We start from the raw sequence: 21,405 nt of genomic DNA on the forward strand, positions 1-21,405 counted from the left end.
TTTAACAAACACTCACGATATTACACACTGGGTCATTCTCAATAAAGCCAATTATTTTTTGCGATTATCTATATATTAAAAATCTTGCGATACAATAACGGCATAAAGAACGTTAATTTAGACCAAAGGAGCTCTAGTAGGTATGAACTAGAGTTTTTTTGCTGCCAACAGCAACTTGAGGCTGGCCCTACATAAGATGATTAACTGTCACAGGTATAAGGAATTATATAAGAATGTTATTGTATGAAGGGTCAAGAGTTGTTTATAATAATATTATTACCAAAAAATTGGAGTTGTCCTACATGTCAAACAAACATAATTTTTCACGCGCCTATATAATCACTGACCAAGTATTCAGCGCAGTGACTCACGGAATTGGGATTATCTTAGCTATTATTGGAGCAATTTTCCTATTGATCAAAGGCTTTCATCAAGGTAATGCCTTGAATATCACGGCTTATTTCATCTATGCCTTCACGCTGTTTTTCTTATACTTGAGTTCAACTTTGTTTCATTCGTTGTACTTCACCAAAGCAAAAGGTGTTTTTCAAATTTTTGATCACAGTTCCATCTTCTTGATGATTGCCGGAACATACACACCTTATTGCTTGGTAGCTTTGCATTCAGCCTTTGGTTACAGTATCTTAGCCTTTATCTGGGTGTTAGCTATCGGTGGGATTTTGTATAAGATCTTTAATGTAGGCCGCTTCAAATATTTTGAAACTTTGCTGTACGTATTGATGGGATGGGCCATCATCATCGCTATGAAGCCCCTTTATCTGGCCATTGGAAGCACGGGAATTTGGCTATTGGTCGCTGGTGGAATCGCCTTTACGGTCGGTGCCTGCTTATATCTGATGAAAAACCTGAGATACATTCACGTAATTTGGCACATTTTCGTCATGATTGGGACAGCTTTAATGTACTTCTCAGTTTATTTTTTCGTTCATTAAATTCTTTGATAAGTTTCGAAGGTATGGGGATAGATATTCTTATCATCCACAATGCCTTCTTTTTTTTCGGTCAATTTGAATTTGCTATAGTCAATTTTAACCATTTTCACGTCACCAGTAAATTCATAGTCGATCTTAGTCAGATACAATTGGTCCACTTCGTCTGCAAATAACTTAAAAATACCCTCGCCGCCGATTACCATCACTTCTTCATCTGCGTCAACGTATTGAGAAAGTTCACGCTTATCATTTAGCAGCACGACTGATTTCGGAACTTGATAATTGGTATTACGAGAAATCACAATATTTAAACGATTTGGCAAAGGACCGTTGGGAAAACTTTCAAAAGTCTTGCGTCCCATAACGATTGGGTGACCTGTCGTCAAATTTTTAAAATGTTTCATATCATCAGGCAACTTCCAAGGTAGATGTCCATTACTGCCAATCAGATGATTCTTATCTTCTGCCCAAACAAAACTTAACATATTATCACTCCTAGACCGCAACTGGAGCCTTAATAGCAGGCTGCGGATTATAGTCTGTTACTTTGATATCGTTAACGTCGATCTCAAAAATGCTCTTATCGCTAGTGATCTCTAGCTTAGGTCCTGCAAGAGGTTTGCGACTTAATTGAGTTTTCACTTGTTCTAAGTGATTAGAATAAATATGCGCATCACCTAACGTGTGAATGAATTCTCCGACTTCTAAGCCGGTTTCTCGAGCAATCAAGTGCGTCAAGAGAGCATAGCTGGCAATATTAAACGGTACTCCCAAAAAGAGATCGCCGCTTCTTTGATAGAGTTGACAAGATAACTTGCCGTCATTGACATAAAATTGGAACATCGTATGACATGGTGGTAAAGCCATTGTTGGGATATCTTCAGGATTCCAAGCACTGACGATCAAACGTCTTGAATCAGGATTTTGTTTGATCTGTTGTATCACGTCACCAATCTGATCAATAAAACCACCATCACGCTTTTGCCAATGGCGCCATTGAGCTCCATAAACGTCGCCTAGGTTACCAAACTTTTTGGCAAACTCGTCGTCATTAAGAATACTTTGATCGAACTTTTGCTTTTCCACTCGATAAGCTTGAGCAAATTCGTCATCGATCAAACTCCGTCTGCCAAAGTCGGTCATATCAGGTCCATGATAGTCAGAACTTTCAATATAGTTTTTAAAAGCCCACTCATCCCAAATGTGGTTCTTGTGTTCTAAGAGATATTTGATATTGGTATCTCCATGCAAAAACCACAACAATTCACTTTTAATCAAACCAAATGGAATTTTCTTAGTTGTCAGTAAAGGAAAGGATTCTTGAAGATCAAATCGCATTTGGTAACCAAAAGTACTGATCGTACCAGTCCCAGTCCGATCGTTTTTCTTATGACCGTGTTCTAAAACATAGTTTAATAAATCCAAATATTGTTGTTCGTTATGCATGATTTTCTCCTAAATGAATTGGCCGAGGTATTCCCAACGGTCCATTAATTTGTCAGATTCTGCCGTTAATTCGTCTAATTGGCGTTGATAATCCATTAACTTTTCATAATCATTCGATGAATCATTCAATTGCGTCTTCAACTCGGCCATTTGGTCGTCGATTTTTTCAATCTTTGGTTCAAGCTTGTCAAATTCAATTTGTTCCGCATAGGTTAATTTTTTCTTCGGTTCAGCTTGTGTTTGCTCTTCAACCTTTTGTTTTACTTCTTCATGTTTTTGCGTCTTGATTTCGTGATGTTTGGCTTGCTTAGCAGCGGTCTGTTTTTCCAGATAACCAGTATAAGAGTCATAGCTCTCCTCAATATCGCCCTGGCCTTCAAAGATCAACAGCTTATCGGCAACTTTATCTAAGAAATACCGATCATGAGAAACTGCTAGGACCGTACCCTTGAAACTCTCTAAATAATTTTCCAAAATCGTCAAGGTTTCAATATCGAGGTTGTTCGTTGGTTCATCTAGCAACAAGACATTCGGTTGGTCCATCAAAATTGCCAAGAGATATAGACGGCGTTTTTCTCCACCAGAAAGTTCGCGAATGAAAGCTCCTTGCATCTGATGGTCAAATTTGAAAGTATCTAACATTTGCGAAGCTGACATGTGCATTCCATCGTTATTCTTGACCCCTTGACCGATCGATTCCAAATATCTGATAACCCGTTTATCAGGGTCCATATCACGTGTATGCTGAGTATAATATCCCAAATGAACAGTTTGACCAGTCTTGATCTCACCAGAATCTAGTGGCAATTGATCTGCCAGTGTATTTAAAAAGGTCGTCTTTCCTGAACCGTTTGAACCGGTGATACCGATGCGGTCACCACGTGAAACTAAATAGTTAAAGTCGTTTAAAATTACATGATTTTCAAATTTCAGACTGGCATCTTTGATATCGAAGACATCATTTCCCAAACGTTGTTGAGCAATATCGATCGACATCTCTTTTTGAACTTCCGGCTTATTTTGCAAGTCTTCCTTTAGATCATTAAATCGGTCTTTTCTGGCCTGCTGTTTCGTTCCTCGAGCTTTAACTCCCGCCCGCATCCAATTCAATTCTTGCTTATAGAGTTGTGTCTTATGATGCTGCTCTGACGCATAGATTTCTTCGTTTGCGGCTTTTTGTTGGAGGTATTTCTCGTAATTTCCATCATATTCAGTCACGTTACGATTTTCAATTTCAAAAATTCTAGTGGCAACTTCATTCAAGAAGTAACGGTCATGGGTCACGAACAGAACTGAGCCTTTATACTTGCTGAGGTAATTTTGTAACCAATCGATTGCTTCATAATCCAAATGGTTAGTCGGTTCGTCTAAGATCAATAGATCCGCTTCAGAGATCAAAGTTTGGGCGAGCGCCACTCGTCTCTGTTGACCACCTGACAACTCGCCGATCAGTTTATCTAATTCAGTGATTCCCAACTTATTGAGGATCGCTTTGACATCTGATTCCAATTGCCATGCTTCAGCCGCATTCATTTTTTCTTGCAACTTAAAGAATTCATTTTGAATCGTTTGGTCAGTTGAATTAGCGTTGAATTTCGCTAATGAATTTTCATATTGGCGGACCAATTGAAATTTTTCACCACTACCATTGAAGACAGCATCGATGACAGATGAATTGTCGTCCAAATCAGGCTGCTGTTTCAAATATGAGATCTTATAATCTTTAGGTTTCTCGACATTGATCGTATTCAAATCGCTATTGTTGACGATCCCATCTAAGAGCGTTGTTTTACCAGTTCCATTCAGTCCTAGCAAACCGATCCGGTCGCCTTCGTTGATAGTAAAAGTCACGTCAGTAAAAAGAGTTCTTTCGCCAAATGATTTTGATGCATTTGAGATGTTTAAGGTTTTCAATTATTTCACCACTATAAATAAAAAATTCCTCTACCCACGCAGATAGAGGTCAGTCTTTCTTGTCTGTTCTATTATCACATTGTCTTAATATTCTTTCAACTGGTCGCGCCTATAATACCACTGTTTTTCTCCACCGAATCGCACCAGAATTTTATTATTAATTTCATCATAAAATACAACTGATCCCATTTTATTTTTCATGGTATCGTCTTCATCGATGATCGAAACTATCGATCCTATCTTCAAATTGCCCATTTTGCCCTCTCTCAAGAAAATACGGGATTTTAGTCAACTTTTATCAACTAACATCCCGTATTTTTTATTATTAAAGTTCTGTTTTATAAATGTCGTAAACAGTATTATCTGGATCAATTGAAATATAAAGGTTACCAGTCTTGCTTGAAATTGCTGAAGATTGATAAGCATTATCCAATCCTTCGACATCCTTTTGTTTGAATGGGAAGTAAATTTGCATTGGTTCTTTATCTTGATCATCCTCAAAAACAATATCGCATTTTTCAATATCTTGATACTTGATAATACGATTGAACATACCATCTGCCATAGCGGCTGTGGAAACATCAGTATCCTTAATGTAATCAGCGTCAGGTAAAATTTCAATTCTAAAACGCTTACATGGATGAATTTCTTGCATCCGTCCACCATTGATTCTGCCATAACTTGTTGTAACACGAGCGATCCAAATATCTCTCATCTCACTGTGACTAACGGTCCAAGTATCGTCATTTCTAAAATAGAATTTCAGTTCCTTAAAAACGTGTTTTGTCATATTACCACCCTTTCAAATCCTAAAATACTTACTGATTTCATAATACCACAGCATTATTGAATACTTAACAAATAATGTCTTAAATCATCAAAATTATTGGAAACGTTTCCTTCCACGACAGCACGCTCTATTTGCGACATCGACTTACCGATAATTGGACCAGGTTTAACCTCTAATATTTCACAAACTTCTTTTCCAGAAATTGCCAAATCGCGATTCGTTTTGATAGAAATATTATTTACTTCTGCTTTCAAACTGGCGTAGTCGAATTCGATCAAAAACATCTGACACAACGAAATCGTCCGGCTTAAATTATCGACCCCTAATTTATAAATATTCCAGAGATCATAATCTTGATTTTCAAAGAGGTGCATCAGATTCAAGGTATTCAAACTAGCCTCGCGAGTTTTATTGGAAACCTTCCAATCCCGCAATAATTTATTGAATTCACTATGATTCAAGTTCAAAACATAGCCAATCGCGCTCCAGACTGCATCCTCATCAAAAAAACTTTGTCCTTTGATATCGAGTAATTCTTCTAAATCAATGCGTTTATTAGTAAAGTCAGGACAGTATTCACTCAAGCCCAGATCTAAGAAATTACTGAAGCCCTTTTGCCAGGAAGAACTGAGCATCAGCTTAACAAATTCCTCGCGAATTCTTTCCACGGCAATTTTTTCTAGTAAAGGTGCATGATCGAACACGGCTTGAGCAGTCTGAGGTTCAATCGTAAAATCTAATTGTGCTTGGAAACGAACGGCCCGCATCATTCTTAAGGCATCTTCATGAAAACGTTCCTCAGCCTTACCGACGGCTCTAATAACATGCTGGTCTAAATCTTCTAAACCATTGAACTTGTCGATAACAACCCCATTACGGTCAACCGCGAGGGCATTGATCGTAAAATCACGTCGCTTCAAATCATCGGCTAAGGAGCGGACAAAGGTTACTTTATCAGGACGGCGGTAGTCTTGATAACCTGATTCAGTTCTGAAAGTGGTGATCTCATATGAGTCATCCCCCATCAAGACAGTAACGGTCCCGTGTTGAATACCTGTATCAACTGTTCTTCTAAAAATTTCTTTGATTTCTTTTGGATAGGCACTGGTAGCAATATCGACATCATGGATCGGTAAACCTAAAATGTGATCTCGAACACTTCCTCCGACAAAATAAGCCTCAAAACCGGCTTGTTCAATTTTTTCTAATACTGGCAGTGCCTCTACGAAATCGGCAGGAAGTTGTTTAAGTTGCATATCTTTACCTCACATTTAAAAAATAAAAGTCTCGTATTTTATTATATACCAACTCGACAACTTCTTCGAAATCTACTGGTTTTTCTGGATAATAATAAATTAATTTCAACATTTTGTTGCATTATTATAACTATTTACTCTAAGTCAGTATACGATTTAGTAAAAATAGCTATAATGGAATCAACAAGGGATGTGAAAATATATCAGAAGAGAAGGCTTTACAAAAAATTCAGGGGTTCTGATATTGGATAAATATGATAGACATTATTCTTTTAATCACACTTATTTGCGTTTGGGTCGGGGCTATCTGTAGCATTAATTGGTTGCTTTTTGGAGGATTGCTCTTTCACTCCGTAGTTTTCTTAATCCGCCTTGTTGGTGGTAAAGATAAAAATTAATTTCGAAATTATTCCGCAACCATTGTCAAAATTTCTTTTTGCACAACTAATAATATTCATTTCAAGCAAGATAAAGCTTCATTGCCAAAAAAAGCTGCCGATTCGATTACAGAATCAGCAGCTTTTTTCTTTGAAATTTAGAAAGCAATCACTTTTGCAGCTTCAACCCATCCAGCGCAATCGAGTCTGACATCGAATTCAGATTGTATCTCTTTCCAAAAGCGAAGCCGTAAATGACTATCAACAAAGGATTGATCCAGACGTAGAAGGCGCATGAGATGAAGACGATTGGACTTACACCCAAGACGCTGGAAATAAAGATTCCCGTTACGCCCCAAGGTACTAAGGCATTGATATCGGCACCACCACTTGCCAGAACACGTGACAAGTACTCAGGGTTTAAATTCTGTTTAACGAAATTGTCTTTAAAAGTGGCACCAGGAAGAATGATTGAAATGTATTGTTCACCTACTAAAAAGTTAACGCCGATGGCACTGAGCATTGATAATAGAATTAATTTACCAGGCGTATTGACTTGTTGATTCATTTTACCGATCAAATTATTGACGATTCCCATTTTGAGTAAGATTCCTCCTAAAGCCAATGCTACCAAAATCAGGGAAATACTACTCAACATGCTAGTTATTCCTCCGCCACTGACCATGGCGTTAATTTGTTTATCAGCTGACTTCAATTGGAAACCGTTCATTATTTGATTGCTGACATCAGTCAGTTTAGGATGATTAATCACGACATGCATAACGATGGCACTGACAGAACCTGCCAATAAAGTTGGGATTGCAGGTACTTGCAGTCCGGCACAGACGATCAAAATAGCGATTGGAATCAACATTAATGGTGAAACGAAGAAGTTAGTCTCTAAAGCGTTGATAATATGATGAACTGAAGCAAGATCAGGGTTAGCAGTCGTGTGACCAACGATCAAAAAGATTATCGAAGTGATGATAGCGGCAGGAACCGCAGTGTGGGCAATCGTTTTGATATGATCAAAGACATTGTCTACTCCAGCTATCCCAGTAGCTAAATTAGTTGTGCCTGAAAGTGGTGACATATTGTTACCGAACAAAGCTCCTGAGACGATTGAACCAGCCGTCAAAGCGATATTGATGCCCATCACATGACCGATACCCATAAAGACGATACCCAAGGTACTGATGGTTGTAAACGAGCTCCCGACAATCACCCCAACGAGACAACAACTAACAAAGACAGTAAAGAGGAAAAATCTGACATTCAAAATTTTTAATCCATAAACCATAATTGTCGGAATAACACCAGACATCGTCCAAGCAGCGACTAAAACTCCAATCATAATAAAAATGATCATCGGAATAATACCTGGTTTTATACCTTCAGTGATCCCCGCTTGCAGCTGATTCCAGGTAAAGCCGCGTAAGCGTCCGTAGAACAACAAAATCGTAAAAGCTAATAAAATTGGAATCTGGGGTGTCATCTTGAATCCGATCATCATCGTTGCTAACAGGCCAAACATTATGACCATAATAATTAAACTTTCTTTAAACGTTAACTTAATTTCTTTTTTCATCCTATTCACCCTGTCTTCCTAAAAAATGAGTATCGTTTGATACAGCTTGATTTTTATTGGCAGTTCCAATAGGGACGATAGAGATAATTACGTTTAACTTGTTTGACCTCAGTTTCTGATAAGACTTGGCTAAACTTTGCTTGCAATTGAAGTTTTTCGATGAATTTCATAACATTCCTCCTTCTATTTGCCCATAGAGTAAAAAAATAGCGCCCCTGCAATTTAATGCAGGGACGCTATTTGGCGCGGTACCACCCAAAATTCAAATGGACTATTGATCCATTTGCTCTTTACTCCTGAAACGTAGGACACGTGATTTTAACTTTGTATTTCATCACAATACCCTGCATGGCTCACACCGACCGCCAATTCTCTGAACACTCAGATATCTGATTACTTATTTTAAAGCCAAAATCAATTTATGTAAGCAATCATAACAGATATATTAGATTATGCAAGTAGTAAATCACATTAAATTAGATTAATTTTAATTTTCATTCAATTGATCTAGTAAATCTTGCATCTGTTCATTATCTGGATCTTGTTTCAAATAAAGCGTTACAGCCGATTTCAATATTGCCTTGTTACCAGTACTACGTAAAATTTCAATCAAATCCGATAAGTAATCTAGGTTAGTTTTGTACTCATCTAGAACTAACAAAATATTCTCTTGGGCCGATTCGACGTCATCTGTTTCGAATTGCGACTTAGCCAAGTTCCAAGTTAATTTCGGATTATTGGAAACATCCCGACCGTTTAAGAGGTCTAAATTAGCTTTGTACTGTCCTTTGGTTAAGTAGTAATCACTCAATTTGATGATCAAAGGCATTGGATTTTCAACCTTTTGAATGCCTGTCTCAAGAATTTTAATCGCAGCACTAGGATCTTCTGAGGTTCCCGCTTCAAAGGCAATCTGATACAAACGGTCATCCAATTCATTCAAATTCAAGCCTAACTGAGCATATTTAAAGGCATCAGAGTTTTTCTTAATATTCAAATAGTCTTCCGCCAAAATCGGATAAGCCGTTGGATAATCACGATTCGAATCCAGCAATCCCTCCAAAATTGAGATCGACTTGTTATAATTTTTCACTTGATTGTACAAGAAGCCCAATTGAAATTGAGCGTCTTCATTCAGTTCGAGTGCGTTCAATTTTTCATATTCACTGATAGCTGCTTCATACTGACCATCACCAGCCAAGGAACTAGCTTTACGAAAGATGAGGGAAATTCCGGAGTAATTTTTGATTCCCATATCTAGTAACATATCGTAATACGTCAAAGCCTTGCTAAATTTGTTCTCGTCGAAATAAACTTCTGCCAAAGCAAATTTGAATACTTCTTCATCAGGAAATTCCCGAATACCAGTCAAAAGCTTCTGTTCGCTGACCTCGTATAATCCTTGTGCCTGATAGATGTCGGCAGAAACCAAGAGGTTTTCGGCATAAGCAGGCGAATCCGGGGTGATTTGAGAAATATAATCCAATGCTTGGTCGCTATTACCATCAGAAACGGCAATTTCCGCCAATCTTGAGAGGATTTGTCCTTCAGTTGGGTAAATATTCAAAAGATGCTCATAAATCGTTTTAGCTTGAACTGAGAGGCCTCTGCTCATCAAAGTTTCAGCTAAAGAAAATTGAGTTTGTTCATCGTCTTCTGCCAACGATGCTTGAATCAAGCGGTCAACTGACGAAAAATCTCCATCGTCAATTCTTTCAATTACTTCATCTGCTTTACTCAAATTAATACCTCCGTTATTTTGCAAAATAAAAAAGACGGTCCTTCGACCGCCCCCAAGATAGCTAAAAATTAACTATTTAACTGAATCCTTCAAAGCCTTACCTGGTTTGAATGCAGGTACTTTGCTAGCAGGGATCTTAATTTCTTCGCCAGTTTGTGGGTTGCGACCCTTACGAGCAGCACGTTGACGAACTTCGAAGTTACCAAAGCCAATTAATTGAACCTTGTTACCTTCTGATAAATTATCTTGGATAGTTTCGAAAACAGCATCAACAGCAGAAGTTGCATCCTTCTTTGTCAAACCTGTCTTACTTGCTACACTATCAATAAGTTCAGCTTTATTTGCCATATGTGAATACCTCCGGAAAATGTAAAATATTTAGAACACATGAACTATTATTAATGCGTTCATTATTCTATTTACAAAAATACCATAGCAATGCCGATGTGACAAGCATTTACCGTTGATTTTAGGATAAATCTTTATTTTTATTAAGATTTTAATAAAAACGGCTAAAATACTATCATCATGGCCTATTTTCGCTTTCTTGGTAAAATTTTAATTGGCGTACCTTCAAAGTCAAAAGTTTCTCGTAGTTGGTTCTTCAAGAAACGTTCATATGAGAAATGCAACAATTCAGTTTCATTTACAAAGACGACAAAAGTTGGTGGTTGAATGGCTACTTGCGTCATGTAATAGATCCGCAATCTCTTTCCGTTAACTAAAGGTGTTGGTGCAATTGAAGTTGCACGCAATAACAAGTCATTCAATACAGATGATTGAATTCGACGATCACGGTTAGCATAGACCCGTGAGACAAGTTCTGGAATCTGATCTAGTCTTTGATTCTTCGTTGCTGAAGTGAACAGAATTGGTGCATAAGACAAGTATTGGAACTCGGCTCTAATTTGGTTTTCAAAGTCCTTCATGGTATTGGTATCTTTTTTCAAAGTATCCCACTTGTTAACCACGATAATAACACCTTTACCGGCATTATGAGCATAACCAGCCACTCGCTTGTCTTGTTCACGAATCCCTTCTTCAGCATTCAAAACAACACATACGACATCCGACTTATCGATCGCACTTAAAGCCCGTAAGACGGAATACTTTTCGGTATTTTCGTAAACCTTACCACGTTTTCTAATTCCGGCCGTATCGATCATGGTAAAGTCTTGATCTAACTTTTCATCATGATACTTAGTGTCAATCGCATCCCGCGTCGTTCCTTGCATATCAGAAACAATTACTCGTTGGTCACCCAAAATAGCGTTGACAAGTGATGACTTACCAACATTGGGACGACCAATGAAACTGAATTTAACAGTATCATCTTCTTCAGCTTTGTCATCATTGGGGAATGCCTTGACAACAGCATCCAACAGATCACCTAAGCCAGTACCTTGAGCACCAGAAATAGGATTGGGATCGCCAAAGCCTAAAGTATAGAAGTCATAAATATTTTGACGTTGTTCAGGATTATCAGCCTTATTAACGGCCAAAATCACTGGCTTATTAGTCCGATAAAGAATCTTAGCAACATCTTCATCTTCTTTAGTAACGCCGTTTTGACCATTGGTGATAAAGACGATAACATCAGCTTCATCAATCGCAATTTCGGCTTGGTTCTTGATTTGAACTGACATTTTTTCGCCGCTCATTTCAATACCACCGGTATCGATTAAACGGAATTCTTTTCCGAGCCAACTAGCCCGAGAATAAATTCGGTCTCTAGTAACTCCGGGTGTATCTTCAACAATCGATAATCTTTCATTAATGATTCGATTGAAAATTGTAGATTTTCCAACATTGGGGCGTCCTACTAACGCAACAACTGGTACAGACATATTGTACCTCCCTACTTATGTTCGTTAACTATCTCAATTACGCGATTGACAACTTGTTCGATGGTCATATCGGAAGTATCGACCTCGATAGCATCGCTAGCTTTTTTCAGTGGTGAAATAGCGCGATGTGAATCTTTATAATCTCTAGCTGCAATCTCATCTTGGAGCTCTTTTAGAGGCGTTTTAATCCCTCGTTCTTGATTCTCTTTAAACCGTCTCTGTGCACGGACCTCAACACTGGCAATCAAGAAAATCTTGACTTGTGCATCTGGTAGTACAGTTGTACCGATATCTCTTCCATCCATTACAATACTGACATCGTCAGCCATTTGTCGCTGCATTTTAACTAATTCCGTTCTCACTTCTTTAATAGCTGAGACTTGAGAAACATTATTGGTTATCTCTTCGGTTCTAATTGCATCTGAGACATCTTCGTCATCCAATAAAACGTGTTGACCATCCGCTTGGTTAAGAAAATGGATCTTATGCTCCGACATTAATTTCAAAATATTGAGAGTATCACCATAACCCACATTATGCTTTTTTGCAAGCAAAGTTACTGTCCGATACATTGCACCCGTATCACAGTAGACGAAGTTTAGTTTTTTTGCGATTAATTTAGCGATTGTACTTTTGCCAGCAGATGCTGGACCATCGATTGCGATTTGCATTAATTTCTCTCCTTAAGAAAAGGGCCCAGACAATAACGTCAAGGACCCTAGACAAATTTGCTTATTTAACTCGTAAAGTAGTACCTGGTGTCAAAGTTCCAACATTTGGATTCATGCTCTTCAATCCAGCAGTTGTCAAATTATTGTTATAAGCGATTCTAAACCAGTTATCACCTGCTTTGACAGTGTAATACGAAGCAGTTGAACTGCTTGAATCAGTTGAATTAGTTGTATTCGTATTGTCAGAAGCTTGTTGGTTAGTTTGCTCTTGAGAACTGGAATTGGAATTGGAGTTAGAACTATTTTGATCTGTTGTTGTTTGACCACTATTAGTATTGTCAGAAGCAGTACTATCTGAAGCAGTTGAATTACTGTTAGAATCAGACGCACTATTTGAACTCTTTGTACCAGTAGAATCAGACTGCTTTGTACTTGAAGTAGTTGACTTCTTAGCAGTAGATTTCTTGGTAGTCGATTTCTTCTTCGTAGTCTTCTTAGTCGACTTGTCTTTACTTTCGACTGACTTAGTTGACTGAGTACTGTCTAAGGCACCACTACTACTACCTTTAACGGCATTAATAACCACCGGTGTGAACATGATCACGATCAAAGCAATCACTAAAGTAACCACTAAAGTATGGTTGCCTCGTTGTTTTTCCTTTGAAACTTTTCGAGAAACATGACCTGCTTCATCAGTGTCAGAGTCAAAACTCTTTTCCCAAGGTTTGACATCGTCATCGGCTTTATTTTCAGATTGATCCTTTGACTCAGCGACATTTTCCTCGACTGATTGAGAATCACTCGTATCTTCTGAATCATCAGTATCTTGTTCTGGTTCTGGTGTTACTGGTGGTGTAGGGACAAATGTAACATTATCGGTTTTGTCGTCAGCATCATTTTGTTTTTCTTTTGATTCATTCAAATGATCGTTGTTCTCTTCAGATTGAAGATGATCAGCTGAAGCGGTTGCTGATTCAGAAGCTGTCTCATTAGAAGTTTGAGTATCAGATACGGCATCATTACCTGCATCCTCTCCCGAATCAATTAGATGATACTTTTTCAAATCCTCAAGACTGACAGATCCTTCCAGTCCCTGAGTAGATTTAGGAACACGTGAATCGCCAGACATATTGTTTTTATCATTATCGGCCATTAGAAACCAACCTCCTAATTTCTATCCCTTAAAGCATATCATAAAAGTTTAAAATTTTTCTTTAAAGATTTATAAAATTTCCCTATTTAACAGCAAAATGCCCTTTTAATCTAGGATAGACGATCATTACCGCCGCAGAAATGATCAAAGCCTTAATGATATTGAATGGTACAACCCCGGTTGCCACGTACATTGGCAAGCTCATATTCAGTTTCATACCAACTACTCCCATATATAAAGGCATGATAACTAAATAATTAAGCACTGACATAATAACGGTCATCGAGAGTGTGCCAAAGACAACGGCCGAAGTCTTTTTATTCTTTTGCCAAAAATGATTGAACGGTATCAACAAAGCCACTGAACCAACGAAGGCCGCTGTGTTACCAATCAATCCAGCCACGCCGCTGCCGGTTACTAAGACGTGAACCATTGACTTGATCAAAGCAATCAATATTCCTCCGACTGGTCCATAGGCGAACGTTCCAATAACTGTAACGACATCACTTAGATCGACCTTTAAAAATGGCATCCATATCAGGATTGGAAATTCAAAGAACATCAAAATCGTTCCCAATGCTGCAAAAATCGATACCCCAATTATTGATTGAAACTTATACGTACTCTTTCCCATTAAAATCAACCTCTCTCAATTGATTTTCAAAGAAAAAAGGCCTATTTTGGGCACACCAAAACAGACCTTACTCTGTTTTCTTCCATCTAGACTCTAACTATCGGTATTGGAATCGCACCAATTCAACCAACTTGCGTTGGGTCGCGGACTGTACCGCCGGTCGGGAATTACACCCTGCCCTGAAAACCAATTTATTAAATTTTATAAGCTTATAATAGCAAACCCCATGCAGTAGTGCAACTGAAGCGTTGTTATAGATATAATTCTATTTAGTTATAAGAATATATATTAATCGTTTTTCTTCAATTCTGCTACTTCTTGGCGACTCAAATCACGATATTTACCCGATACTAAGCCCTCAAGAGTCAAGAAAGAATAACTCTCCCGAGCCAATTTTTCAACTTTGTGGCCCACGGCATCAAACATATTCTTAACTTGATGATTGTGACCCTCATGAATCGTAATCTTCACGATTGAAGAATTCTTCTTTTTATCCTTGGACATCACTTTGACTTTACTCTTAGAAGTCGTATAGCCTTGCAGTTTTAGACCATTTTCCAACTTTCTGATCTCTTCGGTTGTTAAGACACCTTCAATCTTAGCCACATAAGTCTTATCGACGTGGTATCTGGGGTGCATCAAGTGGTTAGCAAATTCGCCATCATTGGTCAATAACAATAAACCAGAGGTGTCGTAGTCCAATCTACCAATTGGATAAACTCGTTCTCTAACGTCATCTTCCAAAAGGTCAGTGACGACTTTACGACCTTTGTCATCTTTCACTGCGGAGATAACTCCTCGAGGCTTGTACATCAAGATGTAACGTTTCTTTTCCTCTTGTAAGGGCATGCCATCGACTTCGATCTTATCACGGTGATCTACCTTGATGCCCATTTCTGTGACGACTTTGTCATTTACTTTAACGTGACCTTTAGCGATCAACTCTTCTGATTTACGACGTGAAGCCACACCTGCTTCCGCCATAAATTTTTGTAATCTAATTTTGTCCATAAATATCTCCTGTATCTGAAACATCCTCAAATTTTTCTATCTTAGGTAACTCTTTGATACTTTTAATACCAAAATAATCGAAAAATTCATCCGTCACCACGTATAAATTGGGGTGTCCGGGTACATCTTTTTTACCATGTTCTTTGATCAATTTTCTCATCAATAACGTATTCAAACTACCTGAACTTTGAACGCCACGAATCTCATCGATCTCAATTCTAGTAATTGGTTGTCGATAAGCTACGATCGAAAGTACCTCTAACGCTGCTTGACTGAGTTTTGTCCCTAAACCGGACTTGAAGTACTTGGTCAATAAGTCCGCGAATTCGTCTTTGGTAACCAATTTATATAATGAATTGTATTCCACCAACTGGATACCTGAATCTATATCAGTCAACAGTTTAACTTTCAGTTCTTCAATATTTTGCCGTAAAGCTGCACTGTCAATTTCCAACAATTGTGCTAAATCTTTTTCCTTAATTCCTTGATCGCCAGCAACGAAAAGCAAGGCAATAATTTTTGCTTGATACACGTTTAATCCCTCAATTCAATATATAACTCGCTGTTACGATCAGCTTGTTGAACTGATACTAATTGTTTCCGAGCTAATTCTAAGATGGCCATGAAGTCAGTGACGATTTCTTCAATATCGTGATTCAATTTCAATAACGCTTTAAAAGTCGTCTTCTTAGTATTTTTTAATTCGTTCATTATATTATCAGTTGCATCTTCAATCGACAACGTTTCATTTTCAATTGTTTCCATTTTAGGTTGACTATGCCGCTGTTCCCGCAACAATTCTGTATAAGTCGAAGCCAAATCATCCAAAGCTATTGAGCCCGGTTCCAAAAATTGCGCCAATTGCTTAGCTGGAATACTGACTTCTTTATCGAATTTCTGCTTTCGAGCTTGTTCTTTTTCTTCAAAGTAGGCTGCGACCTGCTTAAAGGTCTGATAAGTCAAAAGTTGCGAGACTAATTCATCTCGTGGATCTTCACTTTCCAAATCATCATCGATCTCATCAGGGGCTTGTGGCAATAGCATCTTACTCTTGATTGACATCAAAGTTGAGGCCATCACCAAATAGTCACCAGCAATATCCAGTTGTAAGACTTTCATACCTTGTAAGTAGTCGATATATTGTTGAGTGATTTGTGCGATAGGGATGTCATAGATATCAACTTTTGATTCCTTGATCAAATGCAACAACAAGTCGATAGGACCTTCAAAATCGCTTAAAACCAAATTTAATTTTTGCATTAATCTGTTTCTTTCATATCTTTTTCAAATTTTTCTTTATTCTTACGCCACTTTGCTAACTCAGTACTCAGATTAAAATTAGTCAAAATCACTAACTTAGGGAATTTGCGCTGCACATCGTCAAAAATCTTAAAGATGTTGCTTTGGGAACGATAAGATGGGCTCAAGGAAATATATTCAATGAAGACGGTCTTATCTGAAAATGATAAGGCGACGATACCCGAATAATCTTCCAAATTGCTCTTCCACAAGTAAAGCTGGCGATTCTCATCTTCAGAATACAATTGCAGCTCCTGTTCCATATTATCTAAATCTTTTAAGTCATTGATATATGACAAAAATCCCATCGCAATTTTCTTATTCTCATCACTATATTTATTTAGCATTCAAATCCTCCTAGGCTCGTGGAAATGATTCATTATAAACTTGTTTCATATGGGTTTTATTGACGTGGGTATATATTTGCGTAGTTGAAATATCGGAATGTCCTAATAACTCTTGGACGACTCGCAAATCTGCTCCATTTTCTAATAAATTAGTAGCAAATGAATGTCTCAAAGTATGCGGTGTAACATCTTTTTTGATACCTACTTGCGCAATGTATTTCTTGATCATTCGCCAAATTGATTGACGGGTCAACTTCTTACCCCGAAAATTCAAGAAAACTTCTTTTTGGGGACCATATTTAGCCACCAGTTCACCCCGAGTTTCGGAGAAATATTTCTTCAACCAGGCGATAGCAGTATCACCAATGGGAATCAGTCTTTCTTTACTACCCTTACCCAGAGTCTTAACTAATCCCAGATCCAAATGCAAGTCATCCATCGTTAGATTGACTAGTTCACTGACCCGCAAGCCAGTCGCATACATGACTTCAAAAATAGTTCGATCTCGCAAACCTAACGGAGTTGACACATCAGGCGATTCAATCAACGAATTGACTTCTTCCATTGATAAAACCACGGGCAGGTGAGTTCCTTTTTTAGGAGCATCCAATTCATTCATCGGATTGACGGCAATCTTATCGACAATTTCCATCCACTGGTAGAACTTACGTAACGATGAAAACATCCGCATTTGCGAGGTCTTGGACTTCTCTAATTTATCCTGTTCCGCAAAAAACTGTGTCACGATGAAATGATCTTCAGGATAAAACTGGATATTTTTCTTTTCTAAAAAACTGCTAAATTCTAAGAGATCCGTCTGATAAGATACAATTGTATTCTTTGACAATCCCCGATCTAAGCGCAAGTATCGAGCGTAATCGGCAATCGTATCTTTCATGACTTGATTCTTGATCGTTAATTTACCACTCATGCCAAAAACCTCTATTTAAGATAGGTGTATCCATCTTTTTGCTCAATCTTACGTTGCTTCATCAAATTACCTAAAGCACGTTTAAAACTACCCTTGCTGATACCGAAATACTCTTTGATATCATCAGGATCACTTTTATCAGTATAAGGTATCCGTTTGTCGCGTGAGTGTTCCAAAACTGCAATGATCATTTGTGCATCAGGCGTGATTTCTTCATAGGCCCGAGGTTTCATCGACAAGTTTAACCGACGATGACTTGAACCGATAACCCGAGCCTTAACGTGTTGGCCAATATGCAGTGGTTGTCCTTGTTCGTTCTTATGAATGAAAGCCATATAATAGCTGTCCGTCATAACAAAAGCTCCAGATTCACGAATAGCAATCACAGTGCCCTCTTCATCTTTATTCATCAGAGCTTTAAGGTTGCTCTCTGGACTACGGGCAATCTGTGTATAAAGCTCAATATCAGCTAATTTGCCCCATAAACGCCCCTTGTGATCGATCTCTAATTTGACCATCACATTGTCGCCCTTTTTGGGCCATTCATTATGCTCCAAAGGTAAGTCATCCAAAGAAACAACAATATCTTTATCGTCCAAACCAACGTTAACAAAGACACCCAAGTCAGTTCTGACCTCTGTCACTTCCGCAAAGTCCCAAACACCTTCAGTAACGAATGGTAAGACGGTCGTCATCTTGTTCTTGTGTGCTTGATTTTCGTAAACAAAACCTGCAACTTGATCGCCTAATTCGGGAATTTCTGTTAATTCAGTTAAATCTAAAGCAAAGGTCTTGCCGTCAATTTGTACAAAGGCCTCATCCTTATTTAGGTCAGTGACAGTACCTGCCAATACTTGACCATACATTTCTGTTATATCCATTTTTCACCATACTCTTTTGTATTTAATCAGTATATATTCTACATTATTTCGACGTTACATAAAACTTTTTTCTAGTGAATCCCAATTATTTTTTGAAATCATGGTAAATAATGACAGCCAATTTATAATAATTAGTTTATTTTAATCTTAAGATTGAATTTATTAAAAAATAGTGAAATAATTTTAAATGTAGTAAGCGTTTACACATTTAATTGAGAGAGGGATTCAATATGAAAATTAAAGCTGCTGTAGTTGATAAAGTTAATGATCCATTTGTGATCAAGGATGATGTCGAATTAGCTGATATGACCGATGATGGTTTGCAAGTTAAAGTCGTGGCTTCCGGTATTTGCCATTCCGATGAAGCTTTGCGTAAAGGTGATGCTGCCTTTAACTTCCCAGTTGTACTTGGACATGAGGGTTCAGGTATCGTTGAAAAAGTCGGTAAAAATGTCAAAAACTTTCAACCTGGTGATCACATTATTATGTCATTCTATTCATGTGGTGAGTGTGACAACTGTTTGAAAGGAAAACCTACTCAATGTCGCAAATATGCGGCTTCCAATCTTTCTGGAACTCGTCCAGATTGCTCGGACCACTTTACTGAAGATGGCCACCACGTTAGTGACATGTTCAATCAATCATCATTCACAACTCATACGGTGATCGATAAACGTAATGCTGTTAAGGTTCCTAAGGACCTTGATTTAAGGAAATTAGGACCTCTAGGCTGTGGTTACGTAACTGGTTCAGGTACTGTTTTCAATACCCTTCAACCAAAACCTGGCGATACAATTGCTGTCTTTGGTACTGGTGCCGTTGGACTTGCTGCCATGATGGCTGGTAAGATCTCTGGTTGTGTCAAAGTTATCGCTGTTGATATTATTGACTCTCGTTTGGAATTGGCTAAGAAAATGGGTGCCACAGATGTTGTCAATAGTTCTAAAGAAGATGCCGTCGAAGCTATCAAGAAAATCACTGGCGGCCTTGGTGTAGATTGGGCCGTTGATACTACTGGTGTCGCTAAAGTTATGACTGATTCAATCGCTGCTTTGACACAAGGTGGAACAACTGCTACCATCGCTGTTACTCCTAAAAATATTGAGATCAGCACTTGGAATGACCTTTGCGTTGACGATAAGAAGATTGTTGGTGTTAACATGGGTGACTCAATTCCTCAAGTTGATATCCCTCGTCTAATTGAATTCTATCAAATGGGCGTTTTCCCATTCGATCTAACTGAAAAGTTCTACGATTTCGACCAAATTAACGAAGCTGATGCTGATTCTGTCAGTGGTAAGACTATCAAACCAGTCTTGATCATTGATAAAGATTATCAACCAGAGGCTTAATAAAATTTAAAAGATGGTTCCGTTTAGACTCTTGCCTAGACTGAACCATCTTTTTTTCTTTAAAAATCAGTTTTTTGAATTACGATACCTTTTGAGGAGGTTTTCAACGTATAATATCAAGCTTTGGTTTTTAATTATTTTTTGTTTTCGTAAAACATATATGTTAACCGGAACAATTAATCTTCTTTAAAGTTTCAAAGTTACATAACATTAATTAAAACAAGTTGTGCTAAATTGATTTGTGAACATCTATTATCAGTGAAATTAAAAATTTAAAATTATACTCAGCGCCTGAACTCGAAAAAAAAAGCTTAATTATGCTTGATACATAATTAAACTTAAAAGTTTATTCTAAACTAATTTCTTTCGACTGTGCCTGCTCTTTTAAACGTTCTAACAAGGCTTTTGCGATTCCACTGACCTGCTTATCACCGTCACGTTGCGAAAGACGATAACCTACAAAATAAGGAGAAACAACGTACCGCGCAGTCAATTTACAAATAATCTTCTTTCCTTCACGATAAAAGAAAATATTATAAGAATCGAACTTACCACCGTAAAAGTCGTTCAAAATATATTTGACAGTTACTCTCGCGAACTCAGCCAAATCGGCTAGATACTTAGGATTATTGATTACAATATTAAATTCAACAAATCCCATCACTGGTTTTTCAGAGATATTGACGTTGATATGTTTATTGTCAAAGACATTCATGCCAGTAAAATTCTCCGGCTCCACGTGCTTATAACCATCGACCTTATTCAAGCCAATGATTTGGAAATGTGGATGACGCAGCGAACCGCCAGACATAGGGCCAAAATTCTTGTACATCAAAACACTAGTATATTTCTTAGTTTGAATCATGGTATTCCAACATTGATAAATATATTAAAAGACTTCACGATTTTTTTCAACTGAATAATTTGATATATCACCTTCGTGATCATGGGATTCGATCACAATTGTCTGATTAGTATCTTTCAAAGTCTTAAACTTATTTTCTAACCAAATCATATCGTTCTTTTGATCAATAATATTCGTTAAATGCTCCGTGTCGCAAAAGGGACAATAGTCAGCTTTCTTTTGAACGTCGCGGGGCTTTCCCTTTGCTTGCTCGATTTCAAAAACTAATACATCTTTATTTGACAAAGCTTTCACCTCAAAAAATTCATTATTCAAATAATAACGCAAAACACAAAAAAACTGAAAGAAA

Annotated in this window: 22 protein-coding genes, 1 pseudogene and 1 riboswitch; of the genes and pseudogenes, 2 read left to right on the top strand and 21 right to left on the bottom strand. The window is 37.8% G+C overall.

The genetic code is table 11. The features are described 5' to 3' along the window. The first annotated feature begins 302 nt into the window (after nt 1-302). Nucleotides 303-953: a PAQR family membrane homeostasis protein TrhA gene (trhA, locus tag ACYT32_RS08135; protein WP_395265454.1), complete on the top strand. Its 651-nt coding sequence runs from the start codon at nt 303-305 to the stop codon at nt 951-953. On the opposite strand, the gene ACYT32_RS08140 is transcribed toward trhA, so the two are convergent. From ACYT32_RS08140 to ACYT32_RS08230, 19 genes are all read right to left on the bottom strand, one after another. Continuing rightward, nucleotides 950-1,438 (bottom strand): dihydrofolate reductase, encoded by a 489-nt coding sequence (locus ACYT32_RS08140; RefSeq protein ID WP_395265453.1) that lies wholly within the window; start codon nt 1,436-1,438, stop codon nt 950-952. The two genes, trhA and ACYT32_RS08140, sit on opposite strands and share 4 nt — an antisense overlap. 10 nt (nt 1,439-1,448) lie before the next feature. After that, entirely contained in the window at nt 1,449-2,399 is a 951-nt protein-coding gene (locus ACYT32_RS08145; protein ID WP_395265452.1) for a thymidylate synthase, read from the bottom strand. Nucleotides 2,400-2,408: 9 nt separating this feature from the next. Then, on the bottom strand, nt 2,409-4,313 hold the full coding sequence (locus tag ACYT32_RS08150; RefSeq protein WP_395265451.1) for an ABC-F family ATP-binding cassette domain-containing protein: 1,905 nt from the start codon (nt 4,311-4,313) through the stop codon (nt 2,409-2,411). An 84-nt stretch (nt 4,314-4,397) separates the two neighbouring features. Then, entirely contained in the window at nt 4,398-4,568 is a 171-nt protein-coding gene (locus ACYT32_RS08155; RefSeq protein WP_395265450.1) for a hypothetical protein, read from the bottom strand. 70 nt (nt 4,569-4,638) lie between these two features. Next, nucleotides 4,639-5,103 (bottom strand): hypothetical protein, encoded by a 465-nt coding sequence (locus ACYT32_RS08160; protein ID WP_395265449.1) that lies wholly within the window; start codon nt 5,101-5,103, stop codon nt 4,639-4,641. 53 nt (nt 5,104-5,156) lie between these two features. Further along, a complete protein-coding gene (locus ACYT32_RS08165) occupies nt 5,157-6,359 on the bottom strand; it encodes a CCA tRNA nucleotidyltransferase (protein WP_395265448.1) in 1,203 nt (400 codons plus the stop codon). 546 nt (nt 6,360-6,905) lie between these two features. Continuing rightward, nucleotides 6,906-8,324, bottom strand: coding sequence for a Na+/H+ antiporter NhaC (nhaC, locus tag ACYT32_RS08170; protein ID WP_395265447.1), 1,419 nt, complete (start codon nt 8,322-8,324; stop codon nt 6,906-6,908). A gap of 487 nt (nt 8,325-8,811) precedes the next feature. Then, complete coding sequence (locus tag ACYT32_RS08175) at nt 8,812-10,065, bottom strand: tetratricopeptide repeat protein (RefSeq protein WP_395265446.1); 1,254 nt, start codon at nt 10,063-10,065, stop codon at nt 8,812-8,814. 72 nt (nt 10,066-10,137) lie between these two features. Beyond that, nucleotides 10,138-10,413, bottom strand: a complete 276-nt coding sequence (locus ACYT32_RS08180; RefSeq protein WP_057739444.1) for an HU family DNA-binding protein — start codon at nt 10,411-10,413, stop codon at nt 10,138-10,140. 185 nt (nt 10,414-10,598) lie between these two features. Then, nucleotides 10,599-11,912 (bottom strand): ribosome biogenesis GTPase Der, encoded by a 1,314-nt coding sequence (der, locus tag ACYT32_RS08185; protein ID WP_395265445.1) that lies wholly within the window; start codon nt 11,910-11,912, stop codon nt 10,599-10,601. An 11-nt stretch (nt 11,913-11,923) separates the two neighbouring features. Further along, nucleotides 11,924-12,583 (bottom strand): (d)CMP kinase, encoded by a 660-nt coding sequence (gene cmk / locus ACYT32_RS08190; RefSeq protein WP_395265444.1) that lies wholly within the window; start codon nt 12,581-12,583, stop codon nt 11,924-11,926. Between the two features lie 61 nt (nt 12,584-12,644). Next, a complete protein-coding gene (locus ACYT32_RS08195) occupies nt 12,645-13,736 on the bottom strand; it encodes a LysM peptidoglycan-binding domain-containing protein (protein ID WP_395265443.1) in 1,092 nt (363 codons plus the stop codon). A gap of 82 nt (nt 13,737-13,818) precedes the next feature. Continuing rightward, nucleotides 13,819-14,370: an ECF transporter S component gene (locus ACYT32_RS08200; protein WP_395265442.1), complete on the bottom strand. Its 552-nt coding sequence runs from the start codon at nt 14,368-14,370 to the stop codon at nt 13,819-13,821. 70 nt (nt 14,371-14,440) lie between these two features. After that, nucleotides 14,441-14,561, bottom strand: a riboswitch (FMN riboswitch). 97 nt (nt 14,562-14,658) lie between these two features. Beyond that, entirely contained in the window at nt 14,659-15,381 is a 723-nt protein-coding gene (locus ACYT32_RS08205; protein ID WP_395265441.1) for a pseudouridine synthase, read from the bottom strand. Further along, a complete protein-coding gene (gene scpB, locus ACYT32_RS08210) occupies nt 15,368-15,913 on the bottom strand; it encodes an SMC-Scp complex subunit ScpB (RefSeq protein ID WP_395265440.1) in 546 nt (181 codons plus the stop codon). Before scpB ends, ACYT32_RS08205 begins: the two co-directional genes overlap by 14 nt. Before the next feature lie 2 nt (nt 15,914-15,915). Beyond that, on the bottom strand, nt 15,916-16,641 hold the full coding sequence (locus tag ACYT32_RS08215) for a segregation and condensation protein A (RefSeq protein ID WP_395265439.1): 726 nt from the start codon (nt 16,639-16,641) through the stop codon (nt 15,916-15,918). Next, the gene (locus ACYT32_RS08220) at nt 16,641-17,027 is read right to left on the bottom strand and encodes a RibT protein (RefSeq protein ID WP_395265438.1); all 387 of its coding nucleotides are present in this window, start codon (nt 17,025-17,027) and stop codon (nt 16,641-16,643) included. Before ACYT32_RS08220 ends, ACYT32_RS08215 begins: the two co-directional genes overlap by 1 nt. 10 nt (nt 17,028-17,037) lie before the next feature. Continuing rightward, nucleotides 17,038-17,958: a site-specific tyrosine recombinase XerD gene (xerD, locus tag ACYT32_RS08225; RefSeq protein WP_395265437.1), complete on the bottom strand. Its 921-nt coding sequence runs from the start codon at nt 17,956-17,958 to the stop codon at nt 17,038-17,040. Nucleotides 17,959-17,969: 11 nt separating this feature from the next. Further along, nucleotides 17,970-18,839: a CvfB family protein gene (locus tag ACYT32_RS08230; RefSeq protein WP_395265436.1), complete on the bottom strand. Its 870-nt coding sequence runs from the start codon at nt 18,837-18,839 to the stop codon at nt 17,970-17,972. Nucleotides 18,840-19,069: 230 nt separating this feature from the next. On the opposite strand from ACYT32_RS08230, the gene ACYT32_RS08235 reads away from it, so the two are divergent. Continuing rightward, nucleotides 19,070-20,191, top strand: a complete 1,122-nt coding sequence (locus tag ACYT32_RS08235; RefSeq protein WP_395265435.1) for an NAD(P)-dependent alcohol dehydrogenase — start codon at nt 19,070-19,072, stop codon at nt 20,189-20,191. 346 nt (nt 20,192-20,537) lie between these two features. On the opposite strand, the gene ACYT32_RS08240 is transcribed toward ACYT32_RS08235, so the two are convergent. Both ACYT32_RS08240 and ACYT32_RS08245 read right to left on the bottom strand, forming a co-directional pair. Next, entirely contained in the window at nt 20,538-21,023 is a 486-nt protein-coding gene (locus ACYT32_RS08240; protein WP_461793393.1) for a DUF4931 domain-containing protein, read from the bottom strand. Next, nucleotides 21,006-21,350, bottom strand: a pseudogene (locus ACYT32_RS08245) (DUF4931 domain-containing protein); the annotation flags it as partial. The pseudogene ACYT32_RS08245 and the gene ACYT32_RS08240, both read right to left, overlap by 18 nt. Nucleotides 21,351-21,405 lie beyond the last annotated feature (55 nt).

This window comes from Companilactobacillus sp. FL22-3 (genome assembly GCF_054881455.1).

Coding starts and splice junctions, on each gene's coding strand:
- nhaC (WP_395265447.1), bottom strand. CDS start 8,324: ATGAAAAAAGAAATTAAGTTAACGTTTAAAGAAAGTTTAATTATTATG.
- cmk (WP_395265444.1), bottom strand. CDS start 12,583: ATGCAAATCGCAATCGATGGTCCAGCATCTGCTGGCAAAAGTACAATC.
- ACYT32_RS08195 (WP_395265443.1), bottom strand. CDS start 13,736: ATGGCCGATAATGATAAAAACAATATGTCTGGCGATTCACGTGTTCCT.
- ACYT32_RS08200 (WP_395265442.1), bottom strand. CDS start 14,370: ATGGGAAAGAGTACGTATAAGTTTCAATCAATAATTGGGGTATCGATT.
- xerD (WP_395265437.1), bottom strand. CDS start 17,958: ATGAGTGGTAAATTAACGATCAAGAATCAAGTCATGAAAGATACGATT.
- ACYT32_RS08145 (WP_395265452.1), bottom strand. CDS start 2,399: ATGCATAACGAACAACAATATTTGGATTTATTAAACTATGTTTTAGAA.
- ACYT32_RS08160 (WP_395265449.1), bottom strand. CDS start 5,103: ATGACAAAACACGTTTTTAAGGAACTGAAATTCTATTTTAGAAATGAC.
- ACYT32_RS08230 (WP_395265436.1), bottom strand. CDS start 18,839: ATGGATATAACAGAAATGTATGGTCAAGTATTGGCAGGTACTGTCACT.
- ACYT32_RS08165 (WP_395265448.1), bottom strand. CDS start 6,359: ATGCAACTTAAACAACTTCCTGCCGATTTCGTAGAGGCACTGCCAGTA.
- ACYT32_RS08155 (WP_395265450.1), bottom strand. CDS start 4,568: ATGGGCAATTTGAAGATAGGATCGATAGTTTCGATCATCGATGAAGAC.
- trhA (WP_395265454.1), top strand. CDS start 303: ATGTCAAACAAACATAATTTTTCACGCGCCTATATAATCACTGACCAA.
- ACYT32_RS08180 (WP_057739444.1), bottom strand. CDS start 10,413: ATGGCAAATAAAGCTGAACTTATTGATAGTGTAGCAAGTAAGACAGGT.
- ACYT32_RS08240 (WP_461793393.1), bottom strand. CDS start 21,023: ATGTACAAGAATTTTGGCCCTATGTCTGGCGGTTCGCTGCGTCATCCA.
- ACYT32_RS08220 (WP_395265438.1), bottom strand. CDS start 17,027: ATGCTAAATAAATATAGTGATGAGAATAAGAAAATTGCGATGGGATTT.
- ACYT32_RS08205 (WP_395265441.1), bottom strand. CDS start 15,381: ATGGACAAAATTAGATTACAAAAATTTATGGCGGAAGCAGGTGTGGCT.
- ACYT32_RS08235 (WP_395265435.1), top strand. CDS start 19,070: ATGAAAATTAAAGCTGCTGTAGTTGATAAAGTTAATGATCCATTTGTG.
- der (WP_395265445.1), bottom strand. CDS start 11,912: ATGTCTGTACCAGTTGTTGCGTTAGTAGGACGCCCCAATGTTGGAAAA.
- ACYT32_RS08140 (WP_395265453.1), bottom strand. CDS start 1,438: ATGTTAAGTTTTGTTTGGGCAGAAGATAAGAATCATCTGATTGGCAGT.
- ACYT32_RS08215 (WP_395265439.1), bottom strand. CDS start 16,641: ATGCAAAAATTAAATTTGGTTTTAAGCGATTTTGAAGGTCCTATCGAC.